General features: G+C 69.0%; 14 protein-coding genes. 6 read left to right on the plus strand and 8 right to left on the minus strand.

Annotated features, from left to right (window positions below; all coding sequences use genetic code 11):
- Positions 1 to 10: 10 nt before the first annotated feature.
- The 5 genes from B9Y95_RS07805 to B9Y95_RS07825 are packed head-to-tail and all read right to left on the minus strand — an operon-like array spanning position 11 to position 3312.
- Positions 11 to 688 carry a hypothetical protein gene (locus tag B9Y95_RS07805; protein WP_085511345.1) on the minus strand — a complete coding sequence of 226 codons (678 nt, stop codon included), beginning with the start codon at positions 686 to 688 and terminating at the stop codon, positions 11 to 13.
- Complete coding sequence (locus B9Y95_RS07810; RefSeq protein WP_085511346.1) at positions 685 to 1362, minus strand: hypothetical protein; 678 nt, start codon at positions 1360 to 1362, stop codon at positions 685 to 687. The genes B9Y95_RS07805 and B9Y95_RS07810 overlap by 4 nt, the downstream gene beginning before the upstream one ends.
- Positions 1359 to 2036 (minus strand): hypothetical protein, encoded by a 678-nt coding sequence (locus B9Y95_RS07815; RefSeq protein ID WP_085511347.1) that lies wholly within the window; start codon positions 2034 to 2036, stop codon positions 1359 to 1361. Before B9Y95_RS07815 ends, B9Y95_RS07810 begins: the two co-directional genes overlap by 4 nt.
- Positions 2030 to 2740 (minus strand): hypothetical protein, encoded by a 711-nt coding sequence (locus B9Y95_RS07820; RefSeq protein ID WP_143736371.1) that lies wholly within the window; start codon positions 2738 to 2740, stop codon positions 2030 to 2032. Before B9Y95_RS07820 ends, B9Y95_RS07815 begins: the two co-directional genes overlap by 7 nt.
- Positions 2737 to 3312, minus strand: coding sequence for a hypothetical protein (locus B9Y95_RS07825; protein WP_085511349.1), 576 nt, complete (start codon positions 3310 to 3312; stop codon positions 2737 to 2739). Before B9Y95_RS07825 ends, B9Y95_RS07820 begins: the two co-directional genes overlap by 4 nt.
- Positions 3313 to 3583: 271 nt before the next feature.
- Here B9Y95_RS07825 and B9Y95_RS07830 point away from each other — a divergent pair, with 271 nt between their 5' ends.
- The 6 genes from B9Y95_RS07830 to B9Y95_RS07855 all read left to right on the plus strand — a co-directional run bounded on the left by B9Y95_RS07830 (position 3584) and on the right by B9Y95_RS07855 (position 9571).
- Positions 3584 to 4924, plus strand: a complete 1341-nt coding sequence (locus B9Y95_RS07830; RefSeq protein ID WP_234994022.1) for an MATE family efflux transporter — start codon at positions 3584 to 3586, stop codon at positions 4922 to 4924.
- Positions 4925 to 5022: 98 nt separating this feature from the next.
- Complete coding sequence (locus tag B9Y95_RS07835) at positions 5023 to 5598, plus strand: hypothetical protein (protein ID WP_085511350.1); 576 nt, start codon at positions 5023 to 5025, stop codon at positions 5596 to 5598.
- A gap of 184 nt (positions 5599 to 5782) precedes the next feature.
- Positions 5783 to 6706, plus strand: a complete 924-nt coding sequence (locus B9Y95_RS07840) for an ABC transporter ATP-binding protein (RefSeq protein WP_085511718.1) — start codon at positions 5783 to 5785, stop codon at positions 6704 to 6706.
- Complete coding sequence (locus tag B9Y95_RS07845; RefSeq protein ID WP_085511351.1) at positions 6703 to 7563, plus strand: ABC transporter permease; 861 nt, start codon at positions 6703 to 6705, stop codon at positions 7561 to 7563. Before B9Y95_RS07840 ends, B9Y95_RS07845 begins: the two co-directional genes overlap by 4 nt.
- 86 nt (positions 7564 to 7649) lie before the next feature.
- Positions 7650 to 8945, plus strand: coding sequence for a sensor histidine kinase (locus B9Y95_RS07850; protein WP_085511352.1), 1296 nt, complete (start codon positions 7650 to 7652; stop codon positions 8943 to 8945).
- Positions 8942 to 9571, plus strand: a complete 630-nt coding sequence (locus B9Y95_RS07855) for a response regulator (RefSeq protein ID WP_085511353.1) — start codon at positions 8942 to 8944, stop codon at positions 9569 to 9571. Before B9Y95_RS07850 ends, B9Y95_RS07855 begins: the two co-directional genes overlap by 4 nt.
- A gap of 26 nt (positions 9572 to 9597) precedes the next feature.
- Here the strand turns inward: B9Y95_RS07855 and B9Y95_RS07860 are convergent, their stop codons facing one another.
- The 3 genes from B9Y95_RS07860 to B9Y95_RS07870 form a co-directional block, all read right to left on the minus strand.
- Entirely contained in the window at positions 9598 to 10902 is a 1305-nt protein-coding gene (locus B9Y95_RS07860) for a glycoside hydrolase family 125 protein (RefSeq protein ID WP_085511354.1), read from the minus strand.
- Positions 10903 to 10993: 91 nt separating this feature from the next.
- Positions 10994 to 11395 carry a YbjQ family protein gene (locus B9Y95_RS07865; protein WP_079704464.1) on the minus strand — a complete coding sequence of 134 codons (402 nt, stop codon included), beginning with the start codon at positions 11393 to 11395 and terminating at the stop codon, positions 10994 to 10996.
- The gene (locus B9Y95_RS07870) at positions 11392 to 12678 is read right to left on the minus strand and encodes an amidohydrolase (protein WP_085511355.1); all 1287 of its coding nucleotides are present in this window, start codon (positions 12676 to 12678) and stop codon (positions 11392 to 11394) included. The genes B9Y95_RS07865 and B9Y95_RS07870 overlap by 4 nt, the downstream gene beginning before the upstream one ends.
- Positions 12679 to 12691 lie beyond the last annotated feature (13 nt).

Below are 12691 nucleotides of genomic sequence, written 5' to 3' on the forward strand. Positions count from 1 at the left end.
GCATCGGGGCTCACCGCCTGCCCTCCTCGTACTCGTCACTCTCCGGAGCAAGCGGCAACGGCTCCCGCACCGGCGCCCGCTCCGAAGGCTTCGAGAGCTTCGGGCGGGGGTTGAAGTACCCGATCGGGATGTCCTCATACGGACACGACCCGAACTGCCCATAGCCGTACGAATGACGAGTGACGCGCTTCCACCGTCCATCGAGCTTCTCGAAGTCGTACCGCCACAACACGCCCCGGTCGGGAATGAACGGCTTGCCATACGAGTCCTCGCCCCACAACCATCCGTCGCTCTCCGAGTCCGCCTCACAGACCTCGAGCACGGCGAAGTGGTCGTCTCGTTCAAGAAATCTCACAGGCTCCCAGGGGTAAGGGCCTGGATTGACGTAGAAAGTGGTCTCGGCGGAGTATGACTTGGCGAGATCAACGATGTGACGGTGATTCCAATGATCATTCAGCTGACGAATCGTGAAGTCACCGGAATTCCTGGCCATCGCCAGCCCGATGTCGGATTCTCGCGCGGCCTGCACGATCGGGTCGTCCTCCAACGGCGAGGACGGCGCCAACCCACGGTCCCAGACGATCTCCGGAGTCGGCATCTCCGTCGGACCAGCAACACACCCACTCAGACCGAGCGGCACCATCAAGCCGAGTAGCGCCAGACCGCTACGGCGCACGCCCTTCCTCACCGCCTGCCCTCCTCGTACTCGTCACTCTCCGGAGCAAGCGGCAACGGCTCACGAACGGGCGGCATCTCCGACAGCTTCGGCACTCTCGGGCGCGGGTTGAAGTACCCGATCGGTATGTCCTCGAACGGACACGAATCCCGTGGCTCGACGGCGCCGATGCCGCGACTGACACGTTTCCAATGTCCGTCGAGCTTCGCGAGTCCATACCACCGCAGAACGCCCTGGTCCGGGATGAACGGCTTACCGTACGTGTCCTCGTCCCAAAGCCAACCGTCTGATGTCTGCCACGCCTCACACACCTCGAGCACAGCGAAGTCGTCCTCTCGCTCAAGTATTCGCAGTGGTTGCCACGGATACGGACCGGGGTAGACATACGGCATGGTCTCCGTCGCATACCCCCGAGCGAGATCCACGAAGTGACGATGATTCCAACGATCATTCAGCTGACGAATGGTGAAATCACCCGAGTTCTTCGCCATCGCCAGCCCGATCGCCGCCTCACGCGCGGCCTGCACGATCGGGTCATCCTCCAACGGCGAAGATGGCGCCACCCCACGGTCCCAGACGATCTCCGGCGTCGGCATCTCCGTCGAGGCAGGAACACACCCACTCAGACCGAGGACCAGCACCGGGCCGACCAGCGCCAAACCGCGACGGCGCACGCCCTTCCTCACCGCCTGCCCTCCTCGTACTCGTCACTCTCCGGAGCAAGCGGCAACGGCTCCCGAACCGGCGCCCGCTCCGAAGGCTTCGAGAGCTTCGGGCGGGGGTTGAAGTACCCGATCGGGATGTCCTCAAACGGACACGACCCGAACTGCCCATAGCCGTACGAATGACGAGTGACGCGCTTCCAATACCCATCGAGCAGTTCGAAGTCGTACCGCCACAACACACCCCGGTCGGGAATGAACGGCTTGCCATATGAATCCTCACCCCAGAGCCACCCCTCGGTCTCCGCGTCCGCCATGCAGACCTCGAGAACGGCAATGTGGTCGTCTCGCTCAACGATCCGAACCGGCTCCCACGGGTCGGGGCCGGGATACACGTACGAAGTGGTCTCCGTTGCATACGACCGCGCGAGATCCACGATGTGACGATGATTCCAACGATCATTCAGCTGACGGATGGTGAAATCACCCGAGTTCTCGGCCAGCACCAGCCCGATGTCGGATTCTCGCGCGGCCTGCACGATCGGGTCGTCCTCCAACGGCGAAGATGGCGCCACCCCACGGTCCCAGACGATCTCCGGAGTCGGCATCTCCGTCGGACCAGCGACACACCCAGCCAGACCCAGCACGACCACGACACCGAGCGGAGCAATACCGCGACGCGCGCCGCTCCTCACCACCTCCCCTCCTCGTACTCGTCGCTCTCCGGAGCAAGCGGCAACGGCTCCCGAACGGGCGGCATCTCCGACAGCTTCGGCACTCTCGGGCGCGGGTTGAAGTACCCGATCGGAATGTCCTCATACGGACACGACCCGAACTGCCCATAGCTGTATGAATGACGAGTGACGCGCTTCCATTGGCCATCGAGCTTCTCGAAGTCGTACCGCCACAACACGCCCCGGTCGGGAATGAACGGCTTGCCATACGAGTCCTCACCCCAGAGCCACCCATCCGACGCCGCGTCCGCCATGCAGACTTCGAGAACAGCGAAGCGGTCGTCCTGTTCAGCGATCCGAATCGGCTCCCACGGATGGGGACCTGGATAGACGTAGGAAGTGGTCTCGGCTGCATACGACCTGGCGAGATCCACGATGTGACGATGATTCCAATGATCATTCAGCTGACGAATCGTGAAGTCACCCGAATTCTCCGACATCGCCAACCCGATCGCGGCCTCTCGCGCGGCCTGCACGATCGGGTCATCCTCCAACCGCGAGGACGGCGCCACCCCACGGTCCCAGACGATCTCCGGAGTCGGCATCTCCGTCGGACCATCGACACACCCAGCCAGACCCAGCACGACCACGACACCAAGCAGCGCCAGACCGCGGCGGTGGCCGTTCCGCTTCGGGGTCGAATCCGCAGACTCGCGTGCACCGATCACGAGCCGGCTCCCCATCGCCGGGTGACGTAGTCCTCGAGGACGTCCTCCAGGTCGGAGTCGGGCGACATCCGCTGGGCCGGGTCCGGGTGCTCGACGGCCGCTTCATTGATGTGCGCGTACCAGTCGGTGACCGCCGCACGGTGCTGTGCGAGAGTCAGCTTCCCGGTGTCGGGGAAGGGGAGGTCGACGCCGAGGAGTGTTGCTGCACTGCAACCGAGCACGCGCATGGCCTCGATGTACTGGGCGTCCCCATTGCGCCGCACGATCTCGCTGGCCTTGGCGTACTCGGTCGCCCACAGTGCTTCGCCTCCGGCCTGCGCCGCGAGGGAGAGCGCTTCGATGAGCGCGACGGTGGCGATGGAGCCGGTGCCGGACGCGCCGAGGGTCACCGGTGCCAGCGCGATCCCCACCCCGGTCAACACGGAGCTGACGGCGTCACGGGTCGCCGCGTCCGCCCTGGCGGCTTGTGCAAGCGCACCAGCGCTGATGCTCCCATCGACCATCGCGTGCGCATCGGCGAGGCGCTTCGTGACCGCGCGGATCTGATCGTCGAGGGGGCCGCGGTGAACCATCCACAGAACTCATCGATCTTGTTCGTGACCGACGCCGAGCCGCAATCGCTCACATCGGCGATCCGAGGTGGGTCGAAGCTCGCGGCAAACCTCGCCAGAGTTCCGGCGACGGCCTCGACGGCGTCGCAGTCGATGGAGAAGTCAGTCATGGTCTACAGGAATATCAGTAAGCCAGACGGCGTGCAAGGGAATCTCAGGCGGTCGCCCACACGGACGCCTGTGGAGCGGGCTCAGCCGGTCCGGGCATCCCGCCCGCGGCTAGGCTCGACGGGTGACCACGGGACAGGACAGGCGACGGCTGCGACCCGTCGACCGCGACATCCTCCGGCTCGCGGTCCCGGCACTCGGGGCGCTGATGGCGGAGCCGCTGTTCCTGCTCGCCGACTCCGCGATGATCGGTCACCTCGGCGTCGTGCCGCTCGCCGGCCTCGGGGTCGCGAGCGCGGTCCTGCAGACGGTCATCGGGCTCATGGTGTTCCTCGCCTACGCGACGACGCCCGCGGTCGCGCGACGTCTCGGACACGGCGACGAGCGCGGCGCGGTGTCGCTCGGGGTGGACGGTCTCTGGTTGTCGCTCGGGCTCGGCGTCGTGATCGGTGCGGCCGGATGGTTCCTCTCCCCCACGCTCGTCGGACTGTTCGGTGCGACGGACGCCGTCGCCCAGCAGGCCGACACCTACCTCGGCATCTCGATGCTCGGCATCCCCGCCATGCTGCTCGTCTTCGGTGCGACCGGGCTCCTCCGCGGCCTGCAGGACACCACCACGCCCCTCGTGGTCGCCGGCGCCGGGTTCGCCGCGAACATCGGCCTCAACTTCCTCTTCATCTACGGCCTCGGACTCGGCATCGCGGGATCCGCCATCGGCACCGTCATCGCGCAGTGGGGCATGGTCGTCGCCTACCTCTTCGTCGTCCTGCGCCACGTGCGGCGGACGGGAGCGAGTCTCCGCCCGCACCGCGCCGGCCTCGGTGGCGCGGCGCGTTCCGGCGGATGGTTGTTCCTCCGTACGGTCAGCCTCCGTGCCGCGATGCTCATCGCCGTGTTCGTCGCGACCGACCTCGGCACCGACGAACTCGCCGGGTTCCAGCTCGTCATGACCCTCTTCGCCACCCTCGCCTTCGCGCTCGACGCCCTCGCGATCGCCGCGCAGGCGCTCGTCGGCAAGGGGCTCGGGGCCGGCGACGTGGCCGGTGTGCGTGCCGTCCTCGTCCGCTGTCTGCAGTGGGGTGTCGGCTCGGGGATCGTGCTCGGCCTGGTCATCGCCCTCGCGAGCCCGGTCATCGGCCTGCTCTTCACGAGCGACCCCGACCTCGCGGCGCTCATCGTGCCCGCGATCATCGTGCTCGCCGTCACCACCCCGCTCGGTGGTGTCGTCTTCGTCCTCGACGGCGTCCTCATCGGCGCCGGCGACGCGAAGTACCTCGCGATCACCGGGCTGCTCAACACGGTCGTCTTCCTGCCGTTCGCGCTCGCGGTCCTCGCCTGGGCACCCGGCGGGCAGACCGGGCTCACCTGGTTGGCGCTCACCTTCTTCGTCGGCTACCTCGGTGCGCGCGCGACCACTCTCGGGCTCCGCGCCCGCACGACGGCGTGGATGCGCACCGGGGCCTGACCGACAACTGGGGAGTTGTCCCCATTGAGGCTGCCGCCTCGGTCCACCATCCTGGACCTGAGCATCCGTCAACGCTCACGATTCCAGGGGGAACCACCATGTCACTACGCTCCGCTCACCACCGTCTCCGCGTCTCCGCGGTGGCCGCCGTCGCCGTCATCGGGCTCTTCGGGCTCGCCGCCTGCAGCAGCGGCGACGCACCGGCCGACTCCGAACCCTCGACGAGCGCCACGACCGCGCCCGAGGCCACGGAGGACGCTGCCCAGGAAGAGCCGGCATCGGGCGCGACGAAGTGCACCGAAGAGCAGGTCAACACGCTCAGCGCAGCCAGCGGCGTCGCAGTCCCAGCGGCCGCTGTCGCCGCTGCGAAGGCCACCTTCGCTCCGGCCGCGGTCCTCGGCGACCTGCCGACGGTGTGCATCCTCAGCTATGAAGCGGGTGCCGCATCGGGCAGCTACGCCGTCCTCTCCGGCGGCGCCGCCTCCCTCACCGCAGCGGCCGCGAACGCGACGGCCGGTGGCGCGAGCGTGACCGAAGCCGCCGGCACGTTCACCGGATCGCTCGACGGTCTGACGATCATCGGCATCCCGTTCACCCAGCTCACCCAGGAGACCGCCGGGTTCGAGAACGTCGAGGACCTCGTCGTCGTCGTCTCCACCGCGGCACTCGGCTAGACCGCCGCAGCGTCACGCCAGCGCCCATCCGCCCTCGTCGGGCGGGTGGGCGTTCGTGCGCGTCGGGTCGGCTGCGCTGGCACGATGAGACCTCCGGCGCCCCGCGCATCAACCGATCGGTGGATACGAGGATCAGCCCCTCCACCGCTACCGGTGCGGGCCGCAGCGGACGAGCATGGACACCATGAGCACACGACCGATCATCGAGGTCCGCGGACTGCGCAAGCAGTACGGCGATTTCACCGCCGTCGACGGGGTCTCCTTCGAGATCCACCCGGGCGAGACCTTCGCCCTCCTCGGCCCGAACGGTGCCGGGAAGAGCACCACGATCGAGATCCTCGAGGGCTACCGGCACCGGACGGGCGGCGAGGCGAGCGTCCTCGGGGTCGACCCGGCGAAGGGCGGTCTCGACTGGAAGGCCCGCCTCGGCATCGTCCTCCAGTCGAGCGCCGAGGCCGCCAACGTCACGGTCCGGGAGCAGCTCGCGCAGTTCGCCCGGTACTACGCGGACCCGCGGGACGTGGACGAGGTCATCGAGGCGGTCGGGCTCACGAGCAAGGCGGGCACGCGCATCGGCAAGCTCTCGGGTGGCCAGCGTCGTCGGGTGGACGTCGCCCTCGGGGTGGTCGGCCGCCCAGCCCTCCTCTTCCTCGACGAGCCGACGACCGGGTTCGACCCCGAGGCGCGTCGACAGTTCTGGGAGCTCATCCGCTCGCTCAAACGCGACGGCACGACCATCCTCCTCACCACCCACTACCTCGACGAAGCCGCCCAGCTCGCCGACCGCGTCGCCGTCATCGCGGCGGGTCGGCTCGTGGAGATCGGCGCGGTCGACGAGATCGGCGGTGGCGATGCCCGGATCCCCGTGGTGCGCTGGCGCGACGAGCACGGCCTCCACGAGGAACGGACCGAGGCACCCGCCGCACGGGTCGCCGAGCTCACGGCGACCCTGGGCGGAGAACCGCGCGACCTGGAGGTCATCCGTCCGAGCCTCGAGGACATCTACCTCGGACTCGTCCACGCGGCCGACTCCGCTGCGACGTCAGTCACCCCATCCGAAGCACCGTCACCGACCACACAGGTCACCACGACAGGAGTCGGCGCATGATCTCCATCGACCGCACCACGAAACCGCTCGTCCCGGCACTCCCCCGCGGACGCACCCTCCGGCTCGGAGCCAGCCGGATCGGCTACGAGACCCGCATCTACTTCCGGTCCGGCGACCAGGTGTTCTTCACCTTCCTCTTCCCCGTCGTGATGCTCGCGATCTTCTCGACCGCGTTCAGCGCGATGGGGAACGTGGGCGAGGCACCCGACGGTACCGGCGGGGTCAGTCAGGCCGCCTTCTACCTGCCCGGCATGATCGCCGCGGGCATCCTCCTCTCGGGCGTTCAGAACCTCGCGACCGACATCGCGACGGAGAAGAGCGATGGCACGCTCAAGCGCCTCGGCGGCAGCCCGCTCCCGGTGATCTCCTACTTCCTCGGGAAGATGGGGCAGGTCCTCGTCACCTCGGTCCTCCAGATCGTGCTGCTGCTGCTCGTCGCCCGGTTCCTGTTCGACGTCACCCTGCCGACCGAGCCCGAGCGGTGGCTCACCTTCGCCTGGATCTACCTGCTCGGCATCGCCACCTCGGCGGTTCTCGGCATCGCCCTGTCGGCAGTCCCCCGCACGGGCAAGAGCGCGACGGCCGTCATCATCCCGATCGTGCTCGTGCTGCAGTTCATCTCCGGCGTCTACCTCTCGTTCACGATGCTGCCCGAATGGCTGCAGAACGTCGCGAGTGTCTTCCCGCTCAAGTGGATCGCGCAGGGCATGCGCTCCGTCTTCCTGCCGGAGGGGTTCGCCTCGCAGGAGCCGTCCGGTGGCTGGGACCTCCCGATGGTCGCGCTCGTCCTCGTCGTCTGGGCGGTCGTCGGCCTCGTCCTCACCCGCCTCACCTTCCGCTGGGTCCGCCGCTCCTAGCCCGCGAACTGTCAGTTCCGGTGGGTGTACGCCGCCGGGACTATCAGGAAGTGACAGTTCGCGAGCAGGGATGGGAGGGTTGGGATATGGACGGACGACGATGGTGGGATGTCGCGTTCGGCGCGGGGTGCGTGATCGTCGGTGCGCTCGTGAGCGTCAGCGCGGCCGGGGCACCGGAACGGGTCGTCGGCGTCTGGATCGTGCTGGCGGCGCTCTGCCTCGTCTACTACACGGCCGGACGACGCACCCTCGAGCGTCCGCAGGGCGGCCTCTGGTTCGCGATCACCCTCATCGCCCTCACCGCCGTCGGGACGGCGTTCTCCCCGAACGTCCTGACCCTGCAGTGCCTCGTGTTCCCGCTGCTGTGGGTGTTGACGCCGAAGACGCGGAACGCGATCGTCCTCAACATCGCGAGCGCCGCGACCCTCGCCGTCGGCTTCATCGTCGGACAAGGCGCCACCCCGGACGCGATCCTGCAGGGGCTCGCGATCCAGAGCGTCTCGCTCGTCTTCGCGTTGTCCCTCGGTCTGTGGATCACCCGGATCGCCGAGCTCGGCGACGAGAAGGCACGACTCCTGGTGAGTCTGCAGACCGCTCAGGCCGAATCGGAACGGGCGAGCCGGGAGGCCGGAGCTGCCGCCGAACGTGAACGCATGGCTCGCGACATCCACGACACCATCGCACAGAGCCTCACGAGTGTGGTGCTGCTCGCGCAACGCGCCCGCTCCGAGGTCGGTGAGACCGTCGCGGGCACCCCGGACGCCTCCCCGCTGGACGGTCGACCGATCGCCGCCCTCGACAGCATCGACCTCATCGAGAGCACGGCACGCGACGCCCTCCGCGAGGCGAGATCCCTCGTGGCCACGACGGCGGCGATGCCGGCTGCAGACACGACGCTCGGTGACAGCCTCCGCCGCTTGGGCGAGCGGTTCGCCCGCGAGACAGGTGTGGCCGTCGACATCGACGCTCCGTCCGAACGGTTCCAACGGGCGCCCGAGGTCGTGCTGCTCCGGAGTGCCCAAGAGGGTCTCGCGAACATCCGGAAACACGCCGCCGCCGACCGCGTCGAGCTGGCGCTCACCGTCGACGACGGCTGGGCCGAACTGCGGATCTCCGACGACGGAGTCGGCATCGCGGACCCGGACGGCGCGCTGCTCGGGACCAGTCCGGGCGCGGGCTTCGGGCTGCACGGCATGCACGACCGGGTGACGCTGCTCGGCGGGACGGTGGAACTCAGGAGTGCCGCCGGAGCGGGGACGACCGTGCGGGTGCGAGTGCCGGCGACAATCGAAGCGAGCGCTGCGACAAGCTCAGGGAGCACGGACGGCGTCTCGGCCGGCGGCCCTGCGACAAGCTCAAGGACCGTGGAGGAGGGACGATGACACGGATCAGGATCGTCGTTGCGGACGACCACCCCATCGTCCGGTCGGGCATCGTCGCGCTGCTCGGGCGCGCGGACGACCTCGAGGTCGTGGCCGAGGTGGCGGACGGCGCCGCGGCGGTCGCGGCGGCCGAGGAGTACCGGCCCGACCTCGTGCTCATGGACCTGCGCATGCCGGTCCTCGGCGGTGCGGAGGCGACAGCGCGCATCGTGCAGCGCGTGCCCGGCGTCCGGGTGCTCGTGCTGACGACCTACGAGACCGACGACGACATCCTCGGCGCGATCGAGGCCGGTGCCGGCGGCTACCTGTTGAAGGCGGCGCCTGAGCAGGAGATCCTGGCGGGCATCCGTTCGGTGGTCGCCGGTCAGACGGTGCTCGCGCCCACGATCGCGGCGACGCTCGTCGGCCGCATGCAGGGCGGGACACCAACCCGCCCGCAGCTCAGCGCCCGCGAGCTCGAGGTCCTCGCGCTCGTCGCCGCCGGCAACAGCAACCGGTCGATCGCGGCGGCACTCTTCATCTCGGAGTCGACGGTGAAGACGCACCTGCTGCACGTCTTCGAGAAGCTCGACGTGGCTGACCGCACCCGGGCCGTCACCCGTGCACAGGAGCTGCGACTGCTCTGAGTCGGCGCATGAGGCTGCGGGTCCGTTCAGTCGCCTCGGGGCACAGGACGCCGCACGTGCGTGCGCAGACCCACCACGTCGAGGACGAACTCGCAGAACATCGCGTTCGCCCAGGAGAACCAGGGGCGGGTGAAGGTGTCGGGGTCGTCCTTGTGGAACGACTCGTGCATGACCCCCGTGCCGGCGTCGGTCCGCAGCAGCGTGTCGAGCAGGCGGGCGCGGTCCTGCTCGTCCTGCGAGGTGAGACCCTCGATGGACAGGGCGATCGGCCAGATGTGGTCGTGGGGTGTGTGCGGGCTCCCGATCCCTCGGGCGGCGGACCCGACGAAGTAGCTCGGGTCGTCCTCGCTGAGCAGGAACCGTCTGGTGGCGAGGTACCGGGCGTCGTCGGGCGCGCACCAGCCGAGGAACGGCAGCGAGAGCAGGCTCGGCACGTTGGCGTCGTCCAGCAGGAGCGCGTTGCCGAACCCGTCGACCTCGTAGGCGTAGACGTCGCCGTACTGATCGGTCGTCACGACACCGTGGGCGTCGATCGCGGTCTCGAGCTCGCGTCGGAGCGCACCGGCCTCCGCGGCGAGTGCCTCGTCGTCGAGCACATCGGCAGCGATCGATTCGACCCCGGCGAGCGTCACCGCGGCGAAGAGGTTGCCGGGCACGTTGTAGCCGTACCGCCCCGCGTCGTCGCTCGGCCGGAACCCCGACCACGAGAGCCCGGTCCACGCCGTCTCCGGCCCGAGTCCGTCGCGGACGAGCGTGTCGGAGAGCGGCGCGTCGAACCGCTCGAACCGGTACGGCGAGCGCTCCTCGTGGTGCTGCTCGACCTGCCAGAGCTCCATCGCCGCGACGACGGCGGAGCGGTACCGCGCGTCCAGGTGGTCGCGGCGCCCCGTCGCCAGCCAGATGTCGTGTGCCAGCTGGAGCGGGTAGCAGAGCGAGTCGATCTCGTACTTGCGTTCCCACACCCAGGGCGACGCGTCGGTGCGGTCGTCGCGGTGGCCGTGTCCGTTCGGCTCGGCGTTGAACGCGTTCGCGTAGGGGTCGAGCGCGATCGCGTCCAGTTGCCGGCGGTTGACCGCGACGAGCAACTCGGCCAGCTCGGGGTGGTCGGCTGCGAAGTGGAGATAGGGCGCGAGTTGGGCGCTCGAGTCGCGCAGCCACATCGCGGGGATGTCGCCGGTGAGCATGAAGACGGTGCCGTCCGGCATGGGCGTCATCGTGCTGTGCAGGGTGTCGGCGAAGCAGCGCTCGAACATCTCGGCCACCCGTTCGTCGCTGCGCTCCCGCACGGCCGTGGTCACCTCGGTGATGAGTTCGTCGATCCAAGCGGTCATGGGTATCCTCCGTCTGCGTCGGCGCGGTGATCGGGCGGGTCAGGTCAGCGAGGGTCGGAACGAGGGCGCGCGCCCCTCGGCCACCCCACCGTCAGACGTCGCCGCGTGGTTTCGGGGCGTCCGGCTGTTCCGCCGCATAGGCGGACTGGCCGGTCGCTCCGGGCTCCCCGGCAGGGATCGGGACGAGGTACGCCGCGGTGCCGTAGGCGGTCAGCTGCGTCCACGCACCGCCGATGTCGGTGGTCTCGAGACGCATCGCGAGGACCGCGTTCGCGCCGCGCTGTTCCGCGTCGGCCACCAGGCGTCGCATGACCTCCTGGCGGGATTCGAACAGCAGCTGGGTCATCCCCGGGACCTCGCCGCCGCCGAGCGCCGAGAAGCCGATCGACATCGAGGATCCCCAGTCGCGAGCTCGCACGGTGAGCCCGACGACCTCGCCGAGGACGGCGTCGATGCGGTGTCCGGCGACGGTGTCCGTCGTCACGACGATCATGCGGTGGCCGCCGTTCCGGAAAGACGCGACAGTGCCGCGAGCGAGAGCGCTGCGATGCCGGTGTCGAGGGTGGGGTGGATGAGCGGAGCGAACTTCGAGGAGTGGTTGCCGGGGAGGTCCTGCTCCATGCGCCCCGAGGCGTAGGCCGCGGCGAAGGCCTGTGGGTCGGCACCCCCGAGGATCCAGTAGACGATGGGAGCGTCGGCGGCCGTCGCGAGCATGCCGACGTCTTCACTGCCCGTGACGAGACCGGGGTCGACGACGCGGTTGGCACCGAACGCGTCGGCGAACACCGCCGTCACCGCACCGGTCGCCGCGGGATCGTTCACGAGCACCGGGAAGGCCTCGGTGTGTTCGATCGCCGGTTCCCGCTCGGCTCCCGACGCGGCGGCCTCGGCCCGGATGATGCGCTCCATGGAGCCGACGACGCGGTCGCGGACGTGCGGTTCGTAGCTGCGGATGTTGACGCCGATCTGCGCCGTGTCGGGGATGATGTTGTTCTTGGTGCCGGCGTGCATCGTGCCGACGGTGAGCACCGCGGTGTCGGTTCCGGCGACCTCGCGGGACACGATGCTCTGGAGTCGGACGACCGCCGACGCCGCCATCACGATCGGGTCGATCGTCGACTGCGGGCGGGATCCGTGCCCGCCGCGGCCGTGGAAGGTGACGCGGTAGGCGTCGGTCGCGGCGAACGACGGACCGGCGTGCGTGCCGACGACACCGGCCGGCAGCGGACCGACGTGCTGGCCGAACACGATGTCGGGCTTCGGGACGCGTGCGTAGAGGTCGTCGTCGACCATCGCCTGCGCACCGCCGCCGGCCTCCTCGGCCGGCTGGAACAGGACGACGAGCGTCCCGGACCAGGTGTCGCGCCGTGCAGCGAGGAGTTCGGCCGCACCCAGCAGACAGGTGACGTGGACGTCGTGGCCGCAGGCGTGCATGACCGGGACGTCGTTACCCTCCGGGTCGACCCCGCGCGCGACGCTCGCGTAGTCGAGGCCCGTCTCCTCCAGGACGGGAAGGCCGTCCATGTCGGCCCGCAGCAGGACCGTCGGTCCTTCGCCGTTCTCCAGGACGCCGACGACACCGGTGCCGCCGATCCCCGTCGCGACCCCGTACCCGAGGCCGGTGATGCGATCCGCGACCAGGGCGGCCGTCCGGTGCTCCGCGAAGGAGAGCTCCGGATTGGCGTGCAGATCCTGGTACACCGGCGCGAGCGACACGGCGAGCGACGCCGCCTCCTGCTGGACGAGTGCTGCGGTGGCGATGGGCTGGTCGGTCATGGGTCTCCTTCGA

Source organism: Plantibacter flavus, from assembly GCF_900177615.1.
GTDB classification, from domain to species: Bacteria; Actinomycetota; Actinomycetes; order Actinomycetales; family Microbacteriaceae; genus Plantibacter; species Plantibacter flavus.

Coding starts and splice junctions, on each gene's coding strand:
- B9Y95_RS07825 (WP_085511349.1), bottom strand. CDS start 3,312: ATGGTTCACCGCGGCCCCCTCGACGATCAGATCCGCGCGGTCACGAAG.
- B9Y95_RS07835 (WP_085511350.1), top strand. CDS start 5,023: ATGTCACTACGCTCCGCTCACCACCGTCTCCGCGTCTCCGCGGTGGCC.
- B9Y95_RS07840 (WP_085511718.1), top strand. CDS start 5,783: ATGAGCACACGACCGATCATCGAGGTCCGCGGACTGCGCAAGCAGTAC.
- B9Y95_RS07845 (WP_085511351.1), top strand. CDS start 6,703: ATGATCTCCATCGACCGCACCACGAAACCGCTCGTCCCGGCACTCCCC.
- B9Y95_RS07850 (WP_085511352.1), top strand. CDS start 7,650: ATGGACGGACGACGATGGTGGGATGTCGCGTTCGGCGCGGGGTGCGTG.
- B9Y95_RS07855 (WP_085511353.1), top strand. CDS start 8,942: ATGACACGGATCAGGATCGTCGTTGCGGACGACCACCCCATCGTCCGG.
- B9Y95_RS07860 (WP_085511354.1), bottom strand. CDS start 10,902: ATGACCGCTTGGATCGACGAACTCATCACCGAGGTGACCACGGCCGTG.
- B9Y95_RS07865 (WP_079704464.1), bottom strand. CDS start 11,395: ATGATCGTCGTGACGACGGACACCGTCGCCGGACACCGCATCGACGCC.
- B9Y95_RS07870 (WP_085511355.1), bottom strand. CDS start 12,678: ATGACCGACCAGCCCATCGCCACCGCAGCACTCGTCCAGCAGGAGGCG.